The sequence below is a fragment of the Candidatus Electronema sp. TJ genome (assembly GCF_048287355.1).
Lineage (GTDB): Bacteria > Desulfobacterota > Desulfobulbia > Desulfobulbales > Desulfobulbaceae > Electronema.
Genome location: NZ_JBLWEP010000007.1, coordinates 1 through 17,063, shown reverse-complemented (window position 1 = coordinate 17,063; position 17,063 = coordinate 1). Strand labels below are relative to the sequence as shown.

Here is a 17,063-nt window from a genome sequence, read left to right as displayed (position 1 = left end):
CAGACAGAAGATGTCAGGGATGTCCTCAATCAGCTTGGCCTCAGCCAGCTTCTCAACATTTTTCGGCCCTAAGCCTTCAATGTCCAGTCCTGATTTTCCAGCAAACCAGATGATGCGCTGAAGCCGCTGCGCCGGGCAGCGTGGATTGCGGCATCGAGTCACGGCCTCGCCTTCAGGCCGATGCAAAGCATTATTGCAGGACGGACATTCCTTTGGGAAAACAATTGGCTGCTCCTGCCCAGTGCGCCGCTCAGGCAGCGGCCTGATCACTTCCGGGATGACATCGCCCGCCCGCCGCACCAGCACCGTGTCGCCGATCATCAGCCCCTTGCGTTGGATTTCATCCTGATTGTGCAGGGCCGCACGACGCACGACGACCCCGCCGATATTCATCGGCTCCAGCACTGCCACTGGCGTGATCGCTCCTGTCCGCCCGACCTGATATTCCACCCCGCTCATCACCGCCTCGGCCTCTTCCGCCGGAAACTTCCACGCCACAGCCCAGCGCGGGGCACGGGCCGTGCTGCCCAGCTCCTCCTGCACGGCAAAGCTGGCGGCCTTGATGACCATGCCGTCAATCTCGTAGTCCAGCCCGTGGCGGATCTGCTGAAGATGGCGGTAGTGCTCCTCGGCCTCGGCCAGACTGCGGCAGAATTTGATCAGCGGATTGACCGGGAAGCCGAGCGAACGCAGATGAGGAAACAACTCGGTTAAGCTCGCGCAAGGCAGGGCGGCAGGATCAGCCACGCCATAGACGAAGAAACTGAGCGGGCGGGCGGCGGTGATTTTCGGATCAAGCTGGCGCAGCGAACCGGCGGCGGCATTGCGCGGATTGGCGAAAAGCGGCTCATCCTGCCCGGCCCGCTGCTGATTGAGGGCGGCGAAATCCTTTTTTGACAGATAGACCTCGCCCCGCACAGCCAATCGTTCCGGCAGTGGCCCGTCCGCGAGCAGGCGCAGGGGAATATTGCGCACTGTGCGCAGGTTGGCAGTGATGTTCTCGCCGACAAAGCCGTTGCCGCGCGTTGATCCCTCGACAAAGAAGCCGTTCTCGTAGCGCAGCTCCACGGCCAAGCCGTCAATCTTCGGCTCCGCTGTCCACGTCAGCTGGGCCGTGGACTTCAGCCGCCGCCGGACGCGCTCCTCAAAATCCGCCAGCTCTTCGGCAGCGAAGATGTTGTCCAGACTGAGCATGGGCAGCGTATGAATCGCTTCGGCGAAGGCGGCCAGCGGCTCGCCGCCAACACGCTGGCTGGGCGAATCTAGCGTGACCAAGTCCGGGAACTGCGCCTCCATGCACAGCAGCTCACGAAAAAGCCGGTCGTATTCCGCATCGCTGATGACTGGGGCATCCTGCACATAGTATTGGTGTGCATGGTCTTGCAGCTCCGCCCGCAACGCCGTCAACCGCAGCTCCGCTTGCTGCCGTGTCATTTCAGTTCGGCTCATCCAGCAGCTGGCCGCCGGAGGCGATGTTTTCGCGCTGCTCCTCGTCAATAAAGATGAGGATGGAATCTTCCGGCTTGCCGGTTTCGCGGACAAGCACGTCGGTCACGCCTCTGGCGATGTTTCTCTTCTGCGTTCTGGTCAGTGTTCCGGCAACCCGGATGCTCACATAGGGCATGTTGTGCTCCTTTTTTTAGTGGAAAGAATTGCCCGGCGCGGCTGCGTCCGCGCCCTTGGCGGATGATCTTAGCAGAATTTCACTTTAAAGTCGAAAGGCATTTTGGTATAAAAATGGCTGAAGCGGAGAGAAAGAAGCATATTTCCAAACGCATCCGACGCAAAGGGGGTAGACGCATGAAGAGAAAGGAAATGACCGTCGCCGCAGCAGGCTGTCTTCTATTTTTTTTCATGCTAGCTGCAAGACTGGTGTCGGCAGAAGAGCATAAAATTATTTTCTGGCATAAGGAGTCTGACAGCACTAAATTTATAGACCTAGCCTGCTCAGAGTTCAGCAAGGAGAACAATGTCATTCTGAAAGCGGAATACATTCCTGTTGATCAGCTGAAACAGGAGCTGCTGAAATGGTCATTGCGCGGAAAGATGCCTGATGTTGTTTTTGTGCCCTCGGATTTCATCGGTATTCACGCCCAGCTCAGGCTGTCTGAAATCCCGTCTTCTTTGAAAAATCCACAAATCAGCGAGGAGTGTCACGCCACAGCTTCATCTTGCGGCAAGCTCTACGGTGCGCCGGTGCTGGGCGGCAATCATCTTATGCTGCTGTACAACAAGCGATTTGTCCGTCAGCCTGCCGCGACATGGACCGAACTGGCGACGCAGCGAACTGAGCTGGAGCGGCAGGATGTTGAGCTGATCGGCTGGAACTACAATGAAATGTATTGGTTTGTCAGTTTTCTCGGTGCCTTTGGTGGCTGGCCGATGAAAGGGGGGAAAATCACCCTTGACAGCCAAGCCATGCAGGAAGCGCTGCGTTTTTACAAATCCCTTGCCGATCAGGGACTCGTCTCACGCGAATGCGGCTACGACTGCTGCGCCAAGCTTTTTTTTGCCGGAAAATTTGCCTATGCCCTGAACGGCGACTGGGCATATGCCCAAGCGGAGCAGGCGTTGGGTGAAAATTTGGGTGTGGCGGTCATCCCGGCCCTTGCCAGCGGCCCGGCAGTGCCAATGTTCTCAACCCATGTTTTAATTTTTCCTCAGGATTCCCTGAACGGGTCAAAGGGAGAAGTGCTGAAAAAATTCATTCTCTTTATGCAGAGCGTGGAGATGCAGCGGCGGATGCGCAGGGAGCTGAAACGGATTCCGGTGCATCAGAAGGTGCTGGCGGAATTCCAGCAAGAGGCCGATGCCAATCAGCAGAAGATACTGCGGCAGCTTGAGCTGGCCCGCGCTATGCCGAGCGAGCCGGGCATGACCTTCGCGTGGGAGGGAATGCGTAAAGGCTTTCATCGTTTCATGACCGGTTCCGTTGATGCTGCGCAGGCGGCGCAGCTCATGCAGCGCATCGCAGAAAACGAGATGCGCCGCCATGCGCAGGCGGCAGCACCATGAGGCTTGCACTATGATCTGCTTCCGCAGTTTCCGCAGCGCGTTGATGACGATTATGCTCGTCGCCTCGGCTTTGCCCGCCTTACTTCTGTCCTTGCCGCTGATTGAAAAAATCTACCAGATCACCAAGGATGATGCGCTCAGCGAGCTGCGTCTGCGCGCTCAGCATCTTTCCCTGAGCCTCAGTCATCAGATTGAGCTGACCGCGACCCGCTTAGTTACGCTCGGCGAGACGAGCGACGTGGTCATTGCCGCCTACAGCTCGCTTTTTCGGGGCCTTGCCGCCCGTTACATGTTTCAGTTCAAAGATGACAACCCGGTGGTGCTTTCCGTCTATCTGATTGATGACTCGTTGTTGCCCGCTGAGGCCGTCCCTGCCGCCGCCGAGGCGACGGCATTGCCAGAACCGGTCCGCAAAGCTGTTGCTGACATGCTTGGACAGCCTGCCGAAACCGTTCAGTCGAAATATGTCTTTGTCTCCTTCCGCGACAGGCAGTTTATCGAGCGAAGTTTCCAGCTCGTCGCTCCCCAGAAGAACGGCAGTCCAATCTTGCGAGCTTTTCCCAGCGACTATGGGCTTGCGCTGATTGTTCCGCTGGTGGAGAAAATCGGCGAGGGCAGCGGCAGGAAAGTGATAAAAGGAGCACTGGCGGCAGTGCTCCCTGCGGAATATTTGATCAACTATCTGGCATCGATGGTCAGGCCGCCAGAATCCTTCTCCTTTATGGAGGAGGACTCTGGCCATTCGCTCCTCCGGCGGCAGCAAAATGCGCCTCGCCAAGGCGGAGAGCTGCGGATTTCCAGCGGGGCACCGCTGCTGCTCAGCAGCACGGCAGAAGGTGCTGTGGCGATCGCCTTCCGTATCACCCTGTCCGAGCCGGAGTCGGTGCGTTTCTCTGAAGCGAACCGGACGCTGCGGAAGGTCGCCGTCGCCTTTTTAGCCGCCCTGTTCCCGCTGCTGCTGCTGTCTTGCTTTGCCGCCAGAATGCTGGCCGCGCCGCTGGAAAAAATGAAGCGGATCGTCAATCAGTATTCCTTGGGCAACTATCATCACACTGAAGAGGCACTGCATTTCATCGAATTCAAGAGCTTCGCCGATCTTCTCACCAACATGGGGAGCAAAATCATGGAGCAGTTCAACGAGCTGAAACAGATCAATCATGCCTACGCCCGCTTTGTTCCAAATGACCTGCTCAGTCATCTGGAAAAAAAATCAATCATCGATGTGCAGCTCGGCGATCATGTGCGGCGGCATATGTCGGTAATGTTCGCCGACATCCGCAATTTCACGGAAATTTCCGAACGTATGAGTCCTGAAGACAACTTCCGCTTCGTTAATTCGGTGCTCAACAGAATTGGCCCAATCATCCGCGAGCACGGCGGCTTTATTGACAAATACATCGGCGACAGCATCATGGCCCTGTTTCATGAGCGTCCAGACGATGCAGTCAAGGCGGGTGTCGCCATGCTCCGTGCCTTAGAGACACACAATGAGGAGATCAAAAAATACGGCTTTGAGCCGGTGCGGATGGGGATCGGCATTAATACCGGCGACCTGATGCTCGGCACCATCGGCGAGCATGGCCGGATGGAGGGCACGGTGATCAGCGACGCTGTAAATCTGGCTTCGCGCCTAGAGGGGCTGACTAAGCTCTACGGCGCGGCCATGCTGATCAGCGATCAGACTTTTTACAATCTTGTCGACCCTAGTCAATTTCATGTCCGGGTGTTGGATTTGGTCGCAGTCAAAGGAAAAAAGCATCCTGTGACCGTGCTTGAGGTGGTCGACGGCGAACATAAGGATGTCCAAAGCCGAAAGCTGAAGACCAAGGAGCAGTTTGAGCTGGGGGTGTCGCTCTACCGGGAAAAGGAATTCTTGCAGGCGGTCACAATGATGCGACAGGTGCTCAGTCAGCATCCAGGGGATAAAGCGGCGGTCATGTACATCGAGCGCTGCGAGAGCAGCATCTGGCGCGGCACGGGCTGCTGTTGGGACGGCGTGACCCGTCTGCGGGAAAAATGATATTTTCCTTGCGGAACGCAGGAGGTTCAGGCTACAAAGCAGAGACTTTCTTAACAACAGAGCGGAGACGTTTCCATGCATATTATTGTCACCGGCGGAGCCGGATACATTGGCAGCCACACCTGTCTGGAGCTGCTGAAAAACGGTCATGACGTGACGGTCATCGACAACCTTTGCAATGCCTGCCGCGAAAGCCTGGACCGGGTGGAGCGGCTCGCGGGTCGGATGCTGCGCTTTTATCAGGCTGACCTTGTCGATCCGGCAGCAGTGGAAGAGGTGTTCCGGCAAAGTCCTGGCGCGGCGGCGGTCATTCATTTCGCGGGTCTCAAGGCGGTGGGAGAGTCCGTTGAAAAACCGCTGGCCTACTATCATAACAATCTTGCTGGCACGGTCAATCTCTGCCAAGCCATGCAGCGGCATGGGGTGAAAAAGTTTGTTTTCAGCTCATCCGCCACAGTTTACGGCACCCCGGCCATTGTGCCAATCACTGAGGCATGCCCGCTGGGCACATGCACAAATCCATACGCCCGCACCAAGGCGATGATTGAGGACATCCTCCGCGATCTGCATCGGGCAGACCCGGCATGGAGCATCGCTCTGCTCCGTTATTTTAATCCGGTGGGTGCGCATGAAAGCGGCGAAATTGGCGAGGATCCCAACGGCATTCCTAACAACCTGATGCCCTATATTTCACAAGTTGCGGTGGGCAAGCTGGAGCGGCTCTCTGTTTTTGGCAAGGACTATCCCACCCCGGACGGTACCGGTGTGCGTGATTACATTCATGTGGCTGATCTGGCGACAGGACACTTGAGGGCATTGGAGCGGATAGAACAGCAGGCGGGCGTGGCGACGTACAATCTGGGCACAGGACGCGGCTGTTCGGTGCTGGAGATGATCACCGCCTTTGAGCAGGCTTCAGGACGGAAAATTCCCTATGTCATCGCGTCCAGACGGGCGGGAGATATCGCCTGTTGCTACGCTGATCCTTCGCTGGCTGAACGCGAGCTGAGCTGGAAGGCGGAGCGTGACTTGGCCACCATGTGCCGGGATGCTTGGAACTGGCAGGCGAAAAATCCCGACGGATACCGCAGCTGAATTGGACTCGAAAAATGCTCTTGCAATCTGCGGCGACTTAATGTACTTTTAAAAAATTGTAAAACTTGCTGACGGAGCATGAGCGGAGAGGAGAGGCTGACTGAAGCGCGGCGGCGGCTGGCGGAGGCCGGGGCGCGGACATCGCAAGAGCTTGGCGCGGGCCGGATTGTCGGTCAGGTCATGGTGCATCTCTATCTCCAGAAAGAGGCGCAGTCCTTGGACAGCATCGGCGAGGCACTTGCTCTGAGCAAGGCCTCGGTCAGCATCGCTGTCCGCCAGCTAGAGCAGCTCGGTTTTGTCCGCCGGATCTGGGTCAGCGGCGACCGGAAGAAATACTACCGCAGCGCGGACAACATTGGCAGCAGCCTTCAGCAGGGCCTGCTCGCTTTTCTCCGGCAGAAGGCGGTTCTTTTCGGCGGGGAGTTGGACAGCGTACTTGAGCTGCTTGGCAGCGGAGACAGCGAGGAGGAGGTCTTCCTCCAGCAGCGTCTCAGCCGGGCAAAAAAATTGCAGAGCGTCATGCTGCGTCTTTCCGGCAGCCCTCTGCTCGTTTTTTTGGCGAAACACATTAAATAAGAAAGAGATGCGGCAGGCGGCGGACACAGACAGCGGGCAGTGGGACCTGATCCTCAGGCCGAAAACCGGCTGGTTTGACATTGACCTGAAAGAGCTGTGGCGGTATCGTGATCTTGTCAGCATGTTTGTGCGGCGGGATTTTGTCACCCAGTACAAGCAGACGATTCTTGGCCCGCTCTGGTATATCATTCAGCCGCTCTTCACCACAGTGGTGTTCACGATTATTTTCGGCAAAGTGGCGAGAATTCCCACAGATGAGCTGCCGCCCTTCCTCTTTTACATGGCCGGCAGCGTGATCTGGGGCTATTTCTCAACCAGCCTGACAGCGACATCGAACACCTTCAACGCCAACGCCAACATTTTCGGCAAAGTTTATTTTCCCCGGCTGACAGTGCCGCTGGCGACAGTGCTTGTCAATTTTTTGCAGTTCGGCATCCAGTTGGCTTTGTTTATTGCTTTTTATTTGTATATCCGCCTGAACGGCGCACCGGTGCAGCCCACAGGCTGGCTGCTGTTTTTGCCGCTGCTGCTGGCGCAGATGGCCCTGCTCAGTTTCGGACTGGGCGTGCTCTTCTCGTCAATGACCACTAAGTACAAAGACCTGCGGCTGGCGATGAATTTTTTAGTGCAGCTCTGGATGTACGCGACACCGGTGGTCTATCCGATGAGCCAAGTGCCGGGCTGGCTGCTGCCGTGGTATGTGCTGAATCCGGTGACAGCAATAGTCGAGAGTTTTCGCCACATGTGCTTCGGTGTCAGCTCGCTGCAATGGAGCCACATCGGCCTGAGCTGTCTGATTACTCTGCTGCTTCTGACCGCAGGCGTGGTGCTCTTCAGCCGGATCGAAAAGACCTTCATGGACACAGTCTGATCGGCGGCGATGAGCGACACAGTCATCCAGATAGAAGGTCTTTGGAAGGAATACCGCCTTGGCGTGATCGGTCATGGCACCTTGACCCGCGACTTGCAGTCATGGTGGGCCAGAGTGCGGGGCAAAGAAGATCCGAACAGTAAAATTCAGTCGATGCTGGCCGGGCAAGAGAAGCAAGTTGAAGGCGACCGTTTTTGGGCCTTGCGGGATATCAATTTAGAAGTTAAAGAAGGAGAGATTCTTGGCATTATCGGCAGAAACGGAGCAGGCAAGTCCACCCTGCTGAAACTGCTCTCCCGCGTCACCGCGCCGACCAAAGGCCAGATCAAGATCAAAGGACGGATCGCCAGCCTGCTTGAAGTCGGCACCGGCTTTCATCCTGAGCTGACAGGCCGGGAAAACATTTTCATGAACGGTGCCATTCTTGGCATGTCCAAGCAGGAGATCAAGACTAAGCTAGATGAGATTATAGATTTTTCTGGGGTGGAAAAATTCATCGATACACCTGTGAAACGATATTCTTCCGGAATGTATGTTCGCCTTGCCTTTGCTGTTGCAGCGCATCTGGAGCCGGAAATTCTGGTAGTGGATGAGGTTTTGGCGGTTGGAGATGCGGAGTTTCAGAAAAAATGCTTGGGCAAGATGGGGGAGGTGAGTAGGGCGGGCAGGACGGTGTTGTTTGTGAGTCATAATATGGCAATGATTAGCACTCTCTGCAAGAAAGGGCTGTTGTTAGAATGTGGTTTTATTGTCAGGAATGATCAAATTTCAGAAGTTGTATTGTTATTTTACGATAAAATTTCGGATGTAAAAAATATAGAAGCGATAAGTACAGGAGATGAATTTTGTCGTTTTGTCAATGCGTCAATTGTCAACAAAGATGGTTCGAAAACGCAGCAGGCAGAGATGTGTGATGAAATTAAAATCGTCATGACTTACGACATATTGCAGGAGACAACAGATAGTTGTGTGCCTAACTACCATCTTTTTACTGCCGAAGGACAATATGTATGTTGTATGAACAGTCCTAGTGTTGTGCCAATGAAAGCAGGTCGTTATAGAGCTGAATGCACTGTTCCTCCTTTTTTGTTGAATGAAGGTGCTTATACGGTAGGTTGCGCTGTGACTTCTTACCATAAAAACAATGCGAAACAGTATACGATAAATTTTTATGAAAAAAATATATTAATTTTTAATATTGTAGATAAAAAAAATCCTGATGAATGGAATTATGGTTTTGCCACAAAAATTCCCGGTGTGATACGTCCTCGTTTGTCGTGGAACATACAGGCAGTGACCTGATATGCGACAAGCTTGATACGGAACTTCTGAAAAAGCATGGGGTTGAGATGATCGCCCCGCGTCGCCGCAATCGGACTCAGCCGAAAACTCAGGACGGAAACTGAGGTATCATAAACGCCGCTGGAAAACTGAACGCCTTTTTTTGCTTGGCTTCAAAACTTCAGGCGGCTGATTGTTCGACATGAGCGTCATGCTGATAATTTCTTGGCTTTTTTGCTGCTTGCCTTTTCAATTATTCTGCTTCGTTTATTTTGAGATAGGTTCATATCATGCAGGCTGTTATTCTAGCCGGCGGCCTTGGCACACGTATCGCCGAAGAAACCCATCTGAAGCCCAAGCCGATGATTGAGATCGGCGGCAAGCCGATCCTTTGGCATATAATGAAAATCTATGCCGCGTATGGAATTAATGACTTCATCATCTGTCTTGGTTACAAAGGCTATATTGTCAAAGAATATTTTGCTCATTATTTCCTTCATATGTCTGATGTCACCTTTGATCTGAGGAAAAACGAGATGGAGGTGCATTGCAGAAAAGGAGAACCGTGGCGCGTGACCCTTGTTGACACCGGGGAATTGACTATGACTGGCGGGCGCCTGAAACGGATCAGGCCGTATCTGAATGACGGTCCATTTTGCTTCACCTATGGCGATGGAGTAGGAAATGTCAATATCACCGAGTTGATAGACTTTCATAAAAGACAAAACACACTGGCCACCATGACGGCTATGCAGCCGCCGGGACGTTTCGGTGCACTCAACATGGACACAGACAAAGTTGTCCGCTTTGAAGAAAAACCGGATGGTGACGGGGCATGGATCAACGGAGGTTATTTTGTTCTTTCTCCTCAAGTAATAGATTATATTGACGGAGACAAGACAAGTTGGGAAAAGGAGCCATTGGAGCGGCTGGCGAAAGAAGGGCAACTTGCCGCCTACAGACACCGTGGCTTTTGGCAGCCGATGGACACTCTGCGGGACAAAAGTTTGCTGGAAGAGCTGTGGAGCAGCGGCAAAGCTCCTTGGAAAATGTGGAATGACAGCTGCCAAGCCTGATTGCGCTTTTTGGCGTGGCAAGCGTGTGCTGATCACAGGCCATAGCGGCTTTAAAGGTGCTTGGCTGACACTTTGGCTCAGTCGGATGGGGGCAAAGATCACCGGCATCAGTTTGCCGCCGAACACTGCGCCAAATTTGTTTGAACTGGCTGATATTGCGGTTCTCTGCAACAGTCATTTTTGCGACATCCGCGACGCAGCGGTCTTGGCCGATCGCATCAGGATAGCTGAACCTGAAGTTGTGTTCCATCTGGCGGCCCAGCCTTTGGTCCGTGCCAGTTATCGTGCGCCGCTGGAAACGTTTTCCGTCAACATTATGGGCACGGCCAATGTGCTGGATGCCCTGCGCGGCAGTCCTGTTCAAGTCGCAATGATGATAACGACGGATAAAGTTTATCGCAACAATGAGCGGCCGTGGCCTTATCGGGAAGATGATGCACTGGGCGGACACGACCCATACAGTGCGAGCAAGGCCGCATGTGAAATAGTGCTTGACAGCTATCACAAAGCGTTTTTTGTCGAACAGGGCGTTGCGGTTGCCAGCGCACGGGCCGGGAATGTGATTGGCGGCGGTGACTGGTCAGAAGATCGTCTGATCCCAGATGCCGTCCGGGCTTGGCAGGCAAGCAAGGTGCTGCATATCCGCCGTCCTGATGCAGTTCGCCCTTGGCAGCATGTCCTTGAGCCGCTGGCTGGCTATCTGGTGCTTGCCCAGCAGCTTTGGGATCATGCGGAGCTGGCAGGGGCCTACAATTTTGGGCCGCCCACCCATGAGGCCGTCTCTGTGCGAGAGGTAATTGAATTGGCGCAGGCGGCGTATGGCAATGGCGAGGTACAGCACAGCGACAGCAGCGAAGGCCCACACGAGGCAGGCCGTTTGGTGCTGGAGATCGCTAAGGCGAAACAGCTTCTCGGTGTTCAGCCCCGCATGCCGCTGACTGAGGCAGTGCAGCGCACAATGGCTTGGTACAAAGCGCAGTGTGGTGGTGCCGATGTACGCAGGCTTTGTGAAGAAGATATTGCCGCATACGAGGCTGCCTTATGAGCCGATTCATGATCAGTGATCTGCCGCTTGCTGGTCTCAAGCGTATCACGCACCAGCGATTCGGCGATCAGCGTGGATTTCTCTCGCGTTTATTCTGTGCTGAGGAATTGGCCGCTGCTGGCTGGCAAAAGCCAGTTGTTCAAATCAATCACACCTTCACCGCCCTGCGCGGCACGGTGCGAGGGCTGCATTATCAGCTACCGCCTTATGCCGAGATGAAACTTGTGAGCTGCATCCAGGGAGAAGTCTGGGACGTGGCGGTTGATCTGCGGACTGGTTCATCTACTTTTTTGCATTGGCACGCGGAATGTCTTTCAGCAGAAAATGGTCAGGCTCTGCTGATCCCGGAGGGCTATGTTCATGGATTTCAGACTTTGTCAGACAATTGTGAATTGATTTATCTGCACACAGCCGCCTATGCGCCACAGAAAGAAGCTGGGCTGCGGTTTGATGATCCGCGTCTCAAGATCGCTTGGCCGTTGGCTGTCGCCGAACTTTCGGGCCGCGATCAGGCGCATCCTCTGCTGACAGATGCTTTCAAGGGAGTGGAACTCCTATGAACTGTCGGCATTGCGGAACGCCGCTCACGCGCACCTTTCTTGATCTCGGCACCGCACCGCCGTCCAATGCGTATCTGAGCAAGAACGATCTGAACCGGCCTGAGCTACATTATCCACTGAAAGTTATGATCTGCAACCGCTGCTGGCTGGCGCAGACTGTAGATTATACGCAGGCAGACGAGCTGTTTCGATCAGATTATGCCTATTTTTCCAGTACTTCGACGAGTTGGCTGCGGCATGCGGAGCAGTATGCCCAAGACATGATTTCTCGGCTGAATCTGGGTAGGGACAATTTAGTGATTGAGATTGCTTGCAATGACGGATACTTGCTGAAAAATTTTGTCGCCGCTGAAATTCCGTGCTTAGGCATTGAGCCGACCGCCAGCACTGCTTCTGCCGCCAAACAGCTTGGCATTCCGGTGCTGTGTGAATTTTTCAGCGAGCAGTTTGGCAAGCGGCTGGCAGCTCAGGGCAGGCAGGCTGATCTGCTCATCGGCAACAATGTGTACGCCCATGTGCCGGATATCAACGACTTCACGCGGGGACTGAAGGCTGTGCTCAGACCAGGTGGCACGATCACATTGGAATTCCCGCACCTACTGCGGTTACTTGAACAGACTCAGTTTGACACAGTCTATCACGAGCATTTCTCCTATTTCTCGTTGAACACGGTCAGCCGCATCTTTCAAGCGGCGGGGCTGCGGATATGGGAGGTCGAGCAACTTGCCACGCATGGCGGCAGTCTGCGTGTGTTCGGTTGTCATGACGATGATCCGTGTGAGGTCGCTCCAGCGGTTGCCGATCTGCTTGCGGAAGAAATCCGGCGCGGTTTGCAGACTGTTGAGGTGTACGAAAATTTCCAAGCCCGTGCTGATGCGGCTAAGGATGACCTGCTGACTTTTTTGATCGCTCAGAAAAAGGCAGGCAAGAAGGTTGCAGGATATGGTGCCGCCGCCAAGGGAAATACTTTGCTCAACTATGCCGGGATTAAGCCTGATTTGCTGCCCTTTGTCAGCGATGCCGCGCCGTCCAAGCAGGGCAAATTCTTGCCGGGCAGCCGCATTCCAATCCTTGCTCCTTTCGCACTGGCAGAGTATAATCCCGATGTTGTGCTGATCCTGCCGTGGAATCTGGCTCAAGAAATCCGGGGGCAGCTTGCCGGGCTGCCTGAGAGAGGAACACGGTTTGTCACGGCAGTGCCAAGATTGGAGATTGCATGAAGCCGCGCATCCTATACACCAAGCCTTCAATCACGGAGCTTGAGGTTCGCTACGCTGCCGATGCCGCTGCTAATGGTTGGGGTGACAGGTGTTACGAATACATCAGTCGTTTTGAAGGGTTGTTCAGGCAATATTTGGGTGTGCAATACGCCATCGCCACCTCAAGCTGCACGGGTGCCTTGCATATGGGTATGGCTGCGCTTGGCATTGGCATTGGCGATGAAGTCATCATGGCTGACACGAATTGGATTGCCACTGCATCGCCTATTGTGCATCTGGGGGCAAAACCAATATTCGTTGATATTCTGCCAGATTCTTGGTGCATAGATCCAGACTTGGTTGAGCAGGCTATCACGCCGCGAACTAAAGCAATTGTTGCCGTCCATTTATATGGCAATTTGTGTGACATGGACAGATTGCTGGCTATCGGGACAAAATACGGCATCCCAGTGATTGAGGATGCCGCAGAAGCGGTTGGCTCCGTTTATCATGGCAGGCGTGCAGGTTCAATGGGGGTATTTGGCGCATTCTCATTTCATGGCACTAAAACACTGACAACCGGAGAGGGTGGCATGTTTGTCACTAATAACCCGGAGTTGTACGATCACGTTTTGACATTGAGCAATCACGGTCGCTCCCGCAGGCAGACCAAGCAATTCTGGCCGGATATGGTGGGTTTCAAATACAAGATGTCGAATATCCAAGCCGCTATTGGCTGCGCTCAGATGGAGCGTATAGAAGAGTTGGTCAACAGGAAACGTGAAATTCTTGCTTATTACCGCGAGCGGCTGGAAAAACTCATAGGTGTAGCTGGAATGAATCCGGAACCAGAAGACACCATAAATGGGGCATGGATGCCGACGGTTATTTTTTCTGAGAAATCAGGGGTGACTCTGGAAAAATTGCAGGACGCTTTTGCAGCAGAAAATATAGATGCACGAGTATTTTTCTGGCCGTTATCAAGTTTTTCTATGTTTAAAAATGAAGAAAATAATATAATAGCTTGGAATATTTTTAAACGATCTATAAATCTTCCATCTTATCATGAAATAAGCGAGCATGAATTATCTAGAGTTATTGAAGTGATAGTTGCCATAAAAAGGTCGTGTCATGGGTAAAATAGAAAAAATAATGGGTGAAAAAAAAAATGAAGATAGCGAAAAGAATTTTTCTATCTTAATAAGAAAACAAAATGGGCAAGCAATTGGTAGGTTGTCTTGCGTAGATCGGGTAACTGCTAAAAATAATTTTATTATTGCAGCACTTACAACGTGGCGACAGCGTTATATGAAATATTTTATGACGCAATTCCAAGCAACTCATGACAGAACAAGAAAGTGGATTGAAGATATTGTTATTCCTAGTCATAATCGTATATTATTTCTTATCTGTTTACTTGATGGAGAAGCTATTGGGAACTTTGGGGCATGCAATCTTTCTAAAAAATCAGGTGAGCTAGATAACTTGATACGTGGAAAAAAAGGTGGTGATCCTCAACTGATATATTTTACAGAGATTGCATTACTTAACTGGATGTTTGATTACTTAGATTATGATATTGTAAAGCTACGCGTTTTTTCAAATAATTATTTGACAATCCGACTTCATTACTCTGTTGGTTTTTCCATTACTCACGTGGTTAAGCTTTTTCGTCAAGAATTTAACGGAACTGTTGAATATATTGAAAATTATAAAACAGAATATCCAGTAAACTTTTCCTGTCTTCACATGGAGTTGTCAAGAGATATTTTTTACAACATGCATCCTTGGGTTGAAAAATCTGTTCAGTTAAAACAGAATACTATTCTTTCTACTGCTATTACAGGAGATCAGTGATGAAATTTTCTATGCAAGATGTTCGTACTCAAACCAAAAACGATATCCAATATCGTAATGAGATGGAACTATATTTTCAAGAAAGCAATGGAACTTTTTTTGAAAAACTTCAAAATTTTACCAAGTATGTACCTAGACAAATCATCTCAACTTTTTTGGCGAAGCATGAGATATTTAAAAAGGTTATAGGGATACATGGACATATTGTTGAGTGCGGTGTTTTCCTTGGAGGAGGATTAATGACTTGGGCGAATTTAAGTGCCATTTATGAACCTGTGAATCATTCTCGAAGAATTATCGGATTTGATACTTTTGAAGGATTTCCAAATATACACGAGAAAGACAAGGGAGATAATCCAGATTTCGCAAAAAAAGGGGGCCTGTCTTCAAAAGCTTATCAGGATATCGAGAAATGTGTACATTTATATGACATGAATCGTTCAATAGGTCATATTCCAAGAGTTGAACTTGTCATGGGCGATGCAACAAAAACAATTCCTGAGTATTTAATTCATAATAAACATCTTGTAGTCGCTATGTTATATCTTGATTTTGACATTTTTGAGCCAACAAAAATTGCTATTGAATATTTTTTACCAAGAATGCCTAAAGGTGCTGTTATTGTTTTTGACGAATTAAATGATAAATCTTGGCCAGGTGAAACACAAGCTGTTTTAGAGACTATAGGAATATCAAATTTGAAAATAGAACGTTATCCCTTTGTCTCTCAATTTTCTTTTGCAGTCATCGACTAAGGTGTTGTTGATATGAATAAGCAGGATATTGATTTTTTGGAGACAACCAAGAAGTGGCTGATAGCTTCTGGCTATTATAATTATTCTTACAATTTTTCTTGGGGAGGATGCAGGATAATTCAATACCCTCAAGATATAATAGCTATGCAAGAAATAATTTGGCAAATACAACCTGATCTTATTATTGAAACGGGTATTGCATATGGAGGATCGATAATTTTTAGTGCTTCAATGTTAGCCTTGCTAGATATGTGCTATGCTATAGAGAGTGGCAACAATATTGATCCGAAACTATCAAGACGCAAAGTGCTCGGTATTGATATTGATATTCGCGTTCCCAATCGTGCTGTGATTGAGGCGCATCCCATGCGCTCACGCATTCAGATGATTCAAGGTTCTAGCATCACGCCAGAGGTCATCGCTCAGGTCAAGGCAATTGCAGCTAATTATTCCCGAGTTATGGTATGCTTGGACAGCAACCACACCCATGAGCATGTATTAGCAGAACTTGAGGCCTACGCACCGCTGACTAGTATTGGCAGTTATTGCGTAGTCTTTGATACCGCAGTGGAAGACATGCCTGCTGATATGTTTCCAGACCGTCCTTGGGGACCGGGCAATAATCCGAAGACCGCTGTTTGGGAATATTTGAAGACGCATCCAGAATTTGAAATTGATAAGAGTATTCAGCATAAATTTTTGATTACGGTTGCGCCGGACGGGTATTTAAAGAGAGTTAGTTGATAGGAATTTCAAGATATATCTTGAACTGATTAGTATCATTGATAAATATTTATTTGAAACATATAAATAATAATGAGTTACAAAGAAAGGCCACTAGTCAGCATAGGAGTTCCTTGCTATAATAGGCCAGAAGGATTAAAACGAATATTGTATTCATTAGTATCGCAAACTTATGAGAATATAGAAATCATTATTTCTGATAATGCTTCTGATAATTTAGAAGTTCAGAAAATAGGAAGTGACTATGCGAAGAACGATGCAAGGGTGAGATATTTTCGACAGAAAGAAGCTGTAAATGTTCTGGATAATTTTATTTTCGTTAAGGAGTATGCATCAGGTGTATATTTTATGTGGGCTGCAGATGATGATATATTAGCGATAGACTATATTGAAAAATGCCTAGATTTTTTGGAGAACGATACAGAAATTGTGCTTGCTGCTGGAACAGCAATCTATCGAAGACCTGATAACACTGTCTATAATGGTGTTAATAGAAGTTTTGATAGTGATACTCCAAGTGAGCGTCTACTTGATTATTTCAGAACAGTTATAGATAATGGAATATTTTATGGGGTATACAAAAATTCTGTTCTTAGTTTAGTTGATATGCATAGAAATTTTCTAGGTAATGATTGGTGTATATTAGCGGAAATTGCATATCTCGGAAAGATAAAAATTGTTGGCAGTACATATATTATACGAGATGCTTCACATCTTTTTATAAAGAATCCATGGAAACGTCTTCTCGACATGTATGGATTGCCAAAAATCGCAGAACGGGTTCCAAGGAGATGGTTGGCAATGGAGATTAGATTTTTTTTAAAGAAAAGCTCTGTTATATCTGAATTTGAAAGAGACATTCTTGCTGATACAGTGTACTGTATTTTACAGAAGCGCTTCATAAATGAAAATGTCATTATTCATTGTTACGATCTCTTTTCCCGTTTATACTATCCTTTTTTTGCACGC

17 protein-coding genes are annotated in these 17,063 nt (G+C 50.2%); 15 read left to right on the top strand and 2 right to left on the bottom strand.

Features of this window, described 5'->3' with window-relative positions; translation table 11 throughout:
• A partial coding sequence (ligA, locus tag ACNKID_RS01155) for an NAD-dependent DNA ligase LigA (RefSeq protein ID WP_417911597.1) occupies positions 1-1,434 on the bottom strand: 1,434 nt, incomplete at its 3' end.
• A gap of 1 nt (position 1,435) precedes the next feature.
• The gene (locus tag ACNKID_RS01150; protein ID WP_417911596.1) at positions 1,436-1,624 is read right to left on the bottom strand and encodes a tautomerase family protein; all 189 of its coding nucleotides are present in this window, start codon (positions 1,622-1,624) and stop codon (positions 1,436-1,438) included.
• Positions 1,625-1,800: 176 nt separating this feature from the next.
• On the opposite strand from ACNKID_RS01150, the gene ACNKID_RS01145 reads away from it, so the two are divergent.
• From ACNKID_RS01145 to ACNKID_RS01075, 15 genes are all read left to right on the top strand, one after another.
• Positions 1,801-3,015 (top strand): sugar ABC transporter substrate-binding protein, encoded by a 1,215-nt coding sequence (locus ACNKID_RS01145; RefSeq protein WP_417911595.1) that lies wholly within the window; start codon positions 1,801-1,803, stop codon positions 3,013-3,015.
• 43 nt (positions 3,016-3,058) lie between these two features.
• Entirely contained in the window at positions 3,059-5,035 is a 1,977-nt protein-coding gene (locus tag ACNKID_RS01140; RefSeq protein WP_417911594.1) for an adenylate/guanylate cyclase domain-containing protein, read from the top strand.
• Positions 5,036-5,110: 75 nt separating this feature from the next.
• Complete coding sequence (galE, locus tag ACNKID_RS01135) at positions 5,111-6,130, top strand: UDP-glucose 4-epimerase GalE (RefSeq protein WP_417911593.1); 1,020 nt, start codon at positions 5,111-5,113, stop codon at positions 6,128-6,130.
• Positions 6,131-6,208: 78 nt separating this feature from the next.
• Positions 6,209-6,706 carry a GbsR/MarR family transcriptional regulator gene (locus ACNKID_RS01130; RefSeq protein ID WP_417911592.1) on the top strand — a complete coding sequence of 166 codons (498 nt, stop codon included), beginning with the start codon at positions 6,209-6,211 and terminating at the stop codon, positions 6,704-6,706.
• A gap of 7 nt (positions 6,707-6,713) precedes the next feature.
• On the top strand, positions 6,714-7,577 hold the full coding sequence (locus tag ACNKID_RS01125; RefSeq protein ID WP_417911591.1) for an ABC transporter permease: 864 nt from the start codon (positions 6,714-6,716) through the stop codon (positions 7,575-7,577).
• Between the two features lie 9 nt (positions 7,578-7,586).
• A complete protein-coding gene (locus tag ACNKID_RS01120) occupies positions 7,587-8,879 on the top strand; it encodes an ABC transporter ATP-binding protein (RefSeq protein ID WP_417911590.1) in 1,293 nt (430 codons plus the stop codon).
• 269 nt (positions 8,880-9,148) lie between these two features.
• Entirely contained in the window at positions 9,149-9,934 is a 786-nt protein-coding gene (rfbF, locus tag ACNKID_RS01115; RefSeq protein WP_417911589.1) for a glucose-1-phosphate cytidylyltransferase, read from the top strand.
• Positions 9,915-10,979, top strand: a complete 1,065-nt coding sequence (gene rfbG / locus ACNKID_RS01110; protein ID WP_417911588.1) for a CDP-glucose 4,6-dehydratase — start codon at positions 9,915-9,917, stop codon at positions 10,977-10,979. The genes rfbF and rfbG overlap by 20 nt, the downstream gene beginning before the upstream one ends.
• Positions 10,976-11,539 carry a dTDP-4-dehydrorhamnose 3,5-epimerase gene (rfbC, locus tag ACNKID_RS01105; RefSeq protein WP_417911587.1) on the top strand — a complete coding sequence of 188 codons (564 nt, stop codon included), beginning with the start codon at positions 10,976-10,978 and terminating at the stop codon, positions 11,537-11,539. Before rfbG ends, rfbC begins: the two co-directional genes overlap by 4 nt.
• The gene (locus tag ACNKID_RS01100; RefSeq protein WP_417911586.1) at positions 11,536-12,759 is read left to right on the top strand and encodes a methyltransferase domain-containing protein; all 1,224 of its coding nucleotides are present in this window, start codon (positions 11,536-11,538) and stop codon (positions 12,757-12,759) included. The genes rfbC and ACNKID_RS01100 overlap by 4 nt, the downstream gene beginning before the upstream one ends.
• Positions 12,756-13,877, top strand: a complete 1,122-nt coding sequence (locus ACNKID_RS01095; protein ID WP_417911585.1) for a DegT/DnrJ/EryC1/StrS family aminotransferase — start codon at positions 12,756-12,758, stop codon at positions 13,875-13,877. The genes ACNKID_RS01100 and ACNKID_RS01095 overlap by 4 nt, the downstream gene beginning before the upstream one ends.
• Complete coding sequence (locus ACNKID_RS01090) at positions 13,870-14,595, top strand: GNAT family N-acetyltransferase (RefSeq protein WP_417911584.1); 726 nt, start codon at positions 13,870-13,872, stop codon at positions 14,593-14,595. Before ACNKID_RS01095 ends, ACNKID_RS01090 begins: the two co-directional genes overlap by 8 nt.
• Positions 14,595-15,350 carry a TylF/MycF/NovP-related O-methyltransferase gene (locus ACNKID_RS01085; protein WP_417911583.1) on the top strand — a complete coding sequence of 252 codons (756 nt, stop codon included), beginning with the start codon at positions 14,595-14,597 and terminating at the stop codon, positions 15,348-15,350. The genes ACNKID_RS01090 and ACNKID_RS01085 overlap by 1 nt, the downstream gene beginning before the upstream one ends.
• A gap of 12 nt (positions 15,351-15,362) precedes the next feature.
• Entirely contained in the window at positions 15,363-16,094 is a 732-nt protein-coding gene (locus ACNKID_RS01080; RefSeq protein WP_417911582.1) for a cephalosporin hydroxylase family protein, read from the top strand.
• Positions 16,095-16,166: 72 nt separating this feature from the next.
• Positions 16,167-17,063 (top strand): glycosyltransferase family 2 protein (locus ACNKID_RS01075; RefSeq protein WP_417911581.1); only part of this gene is annotated, 897 nt, incomplete at its 3' end.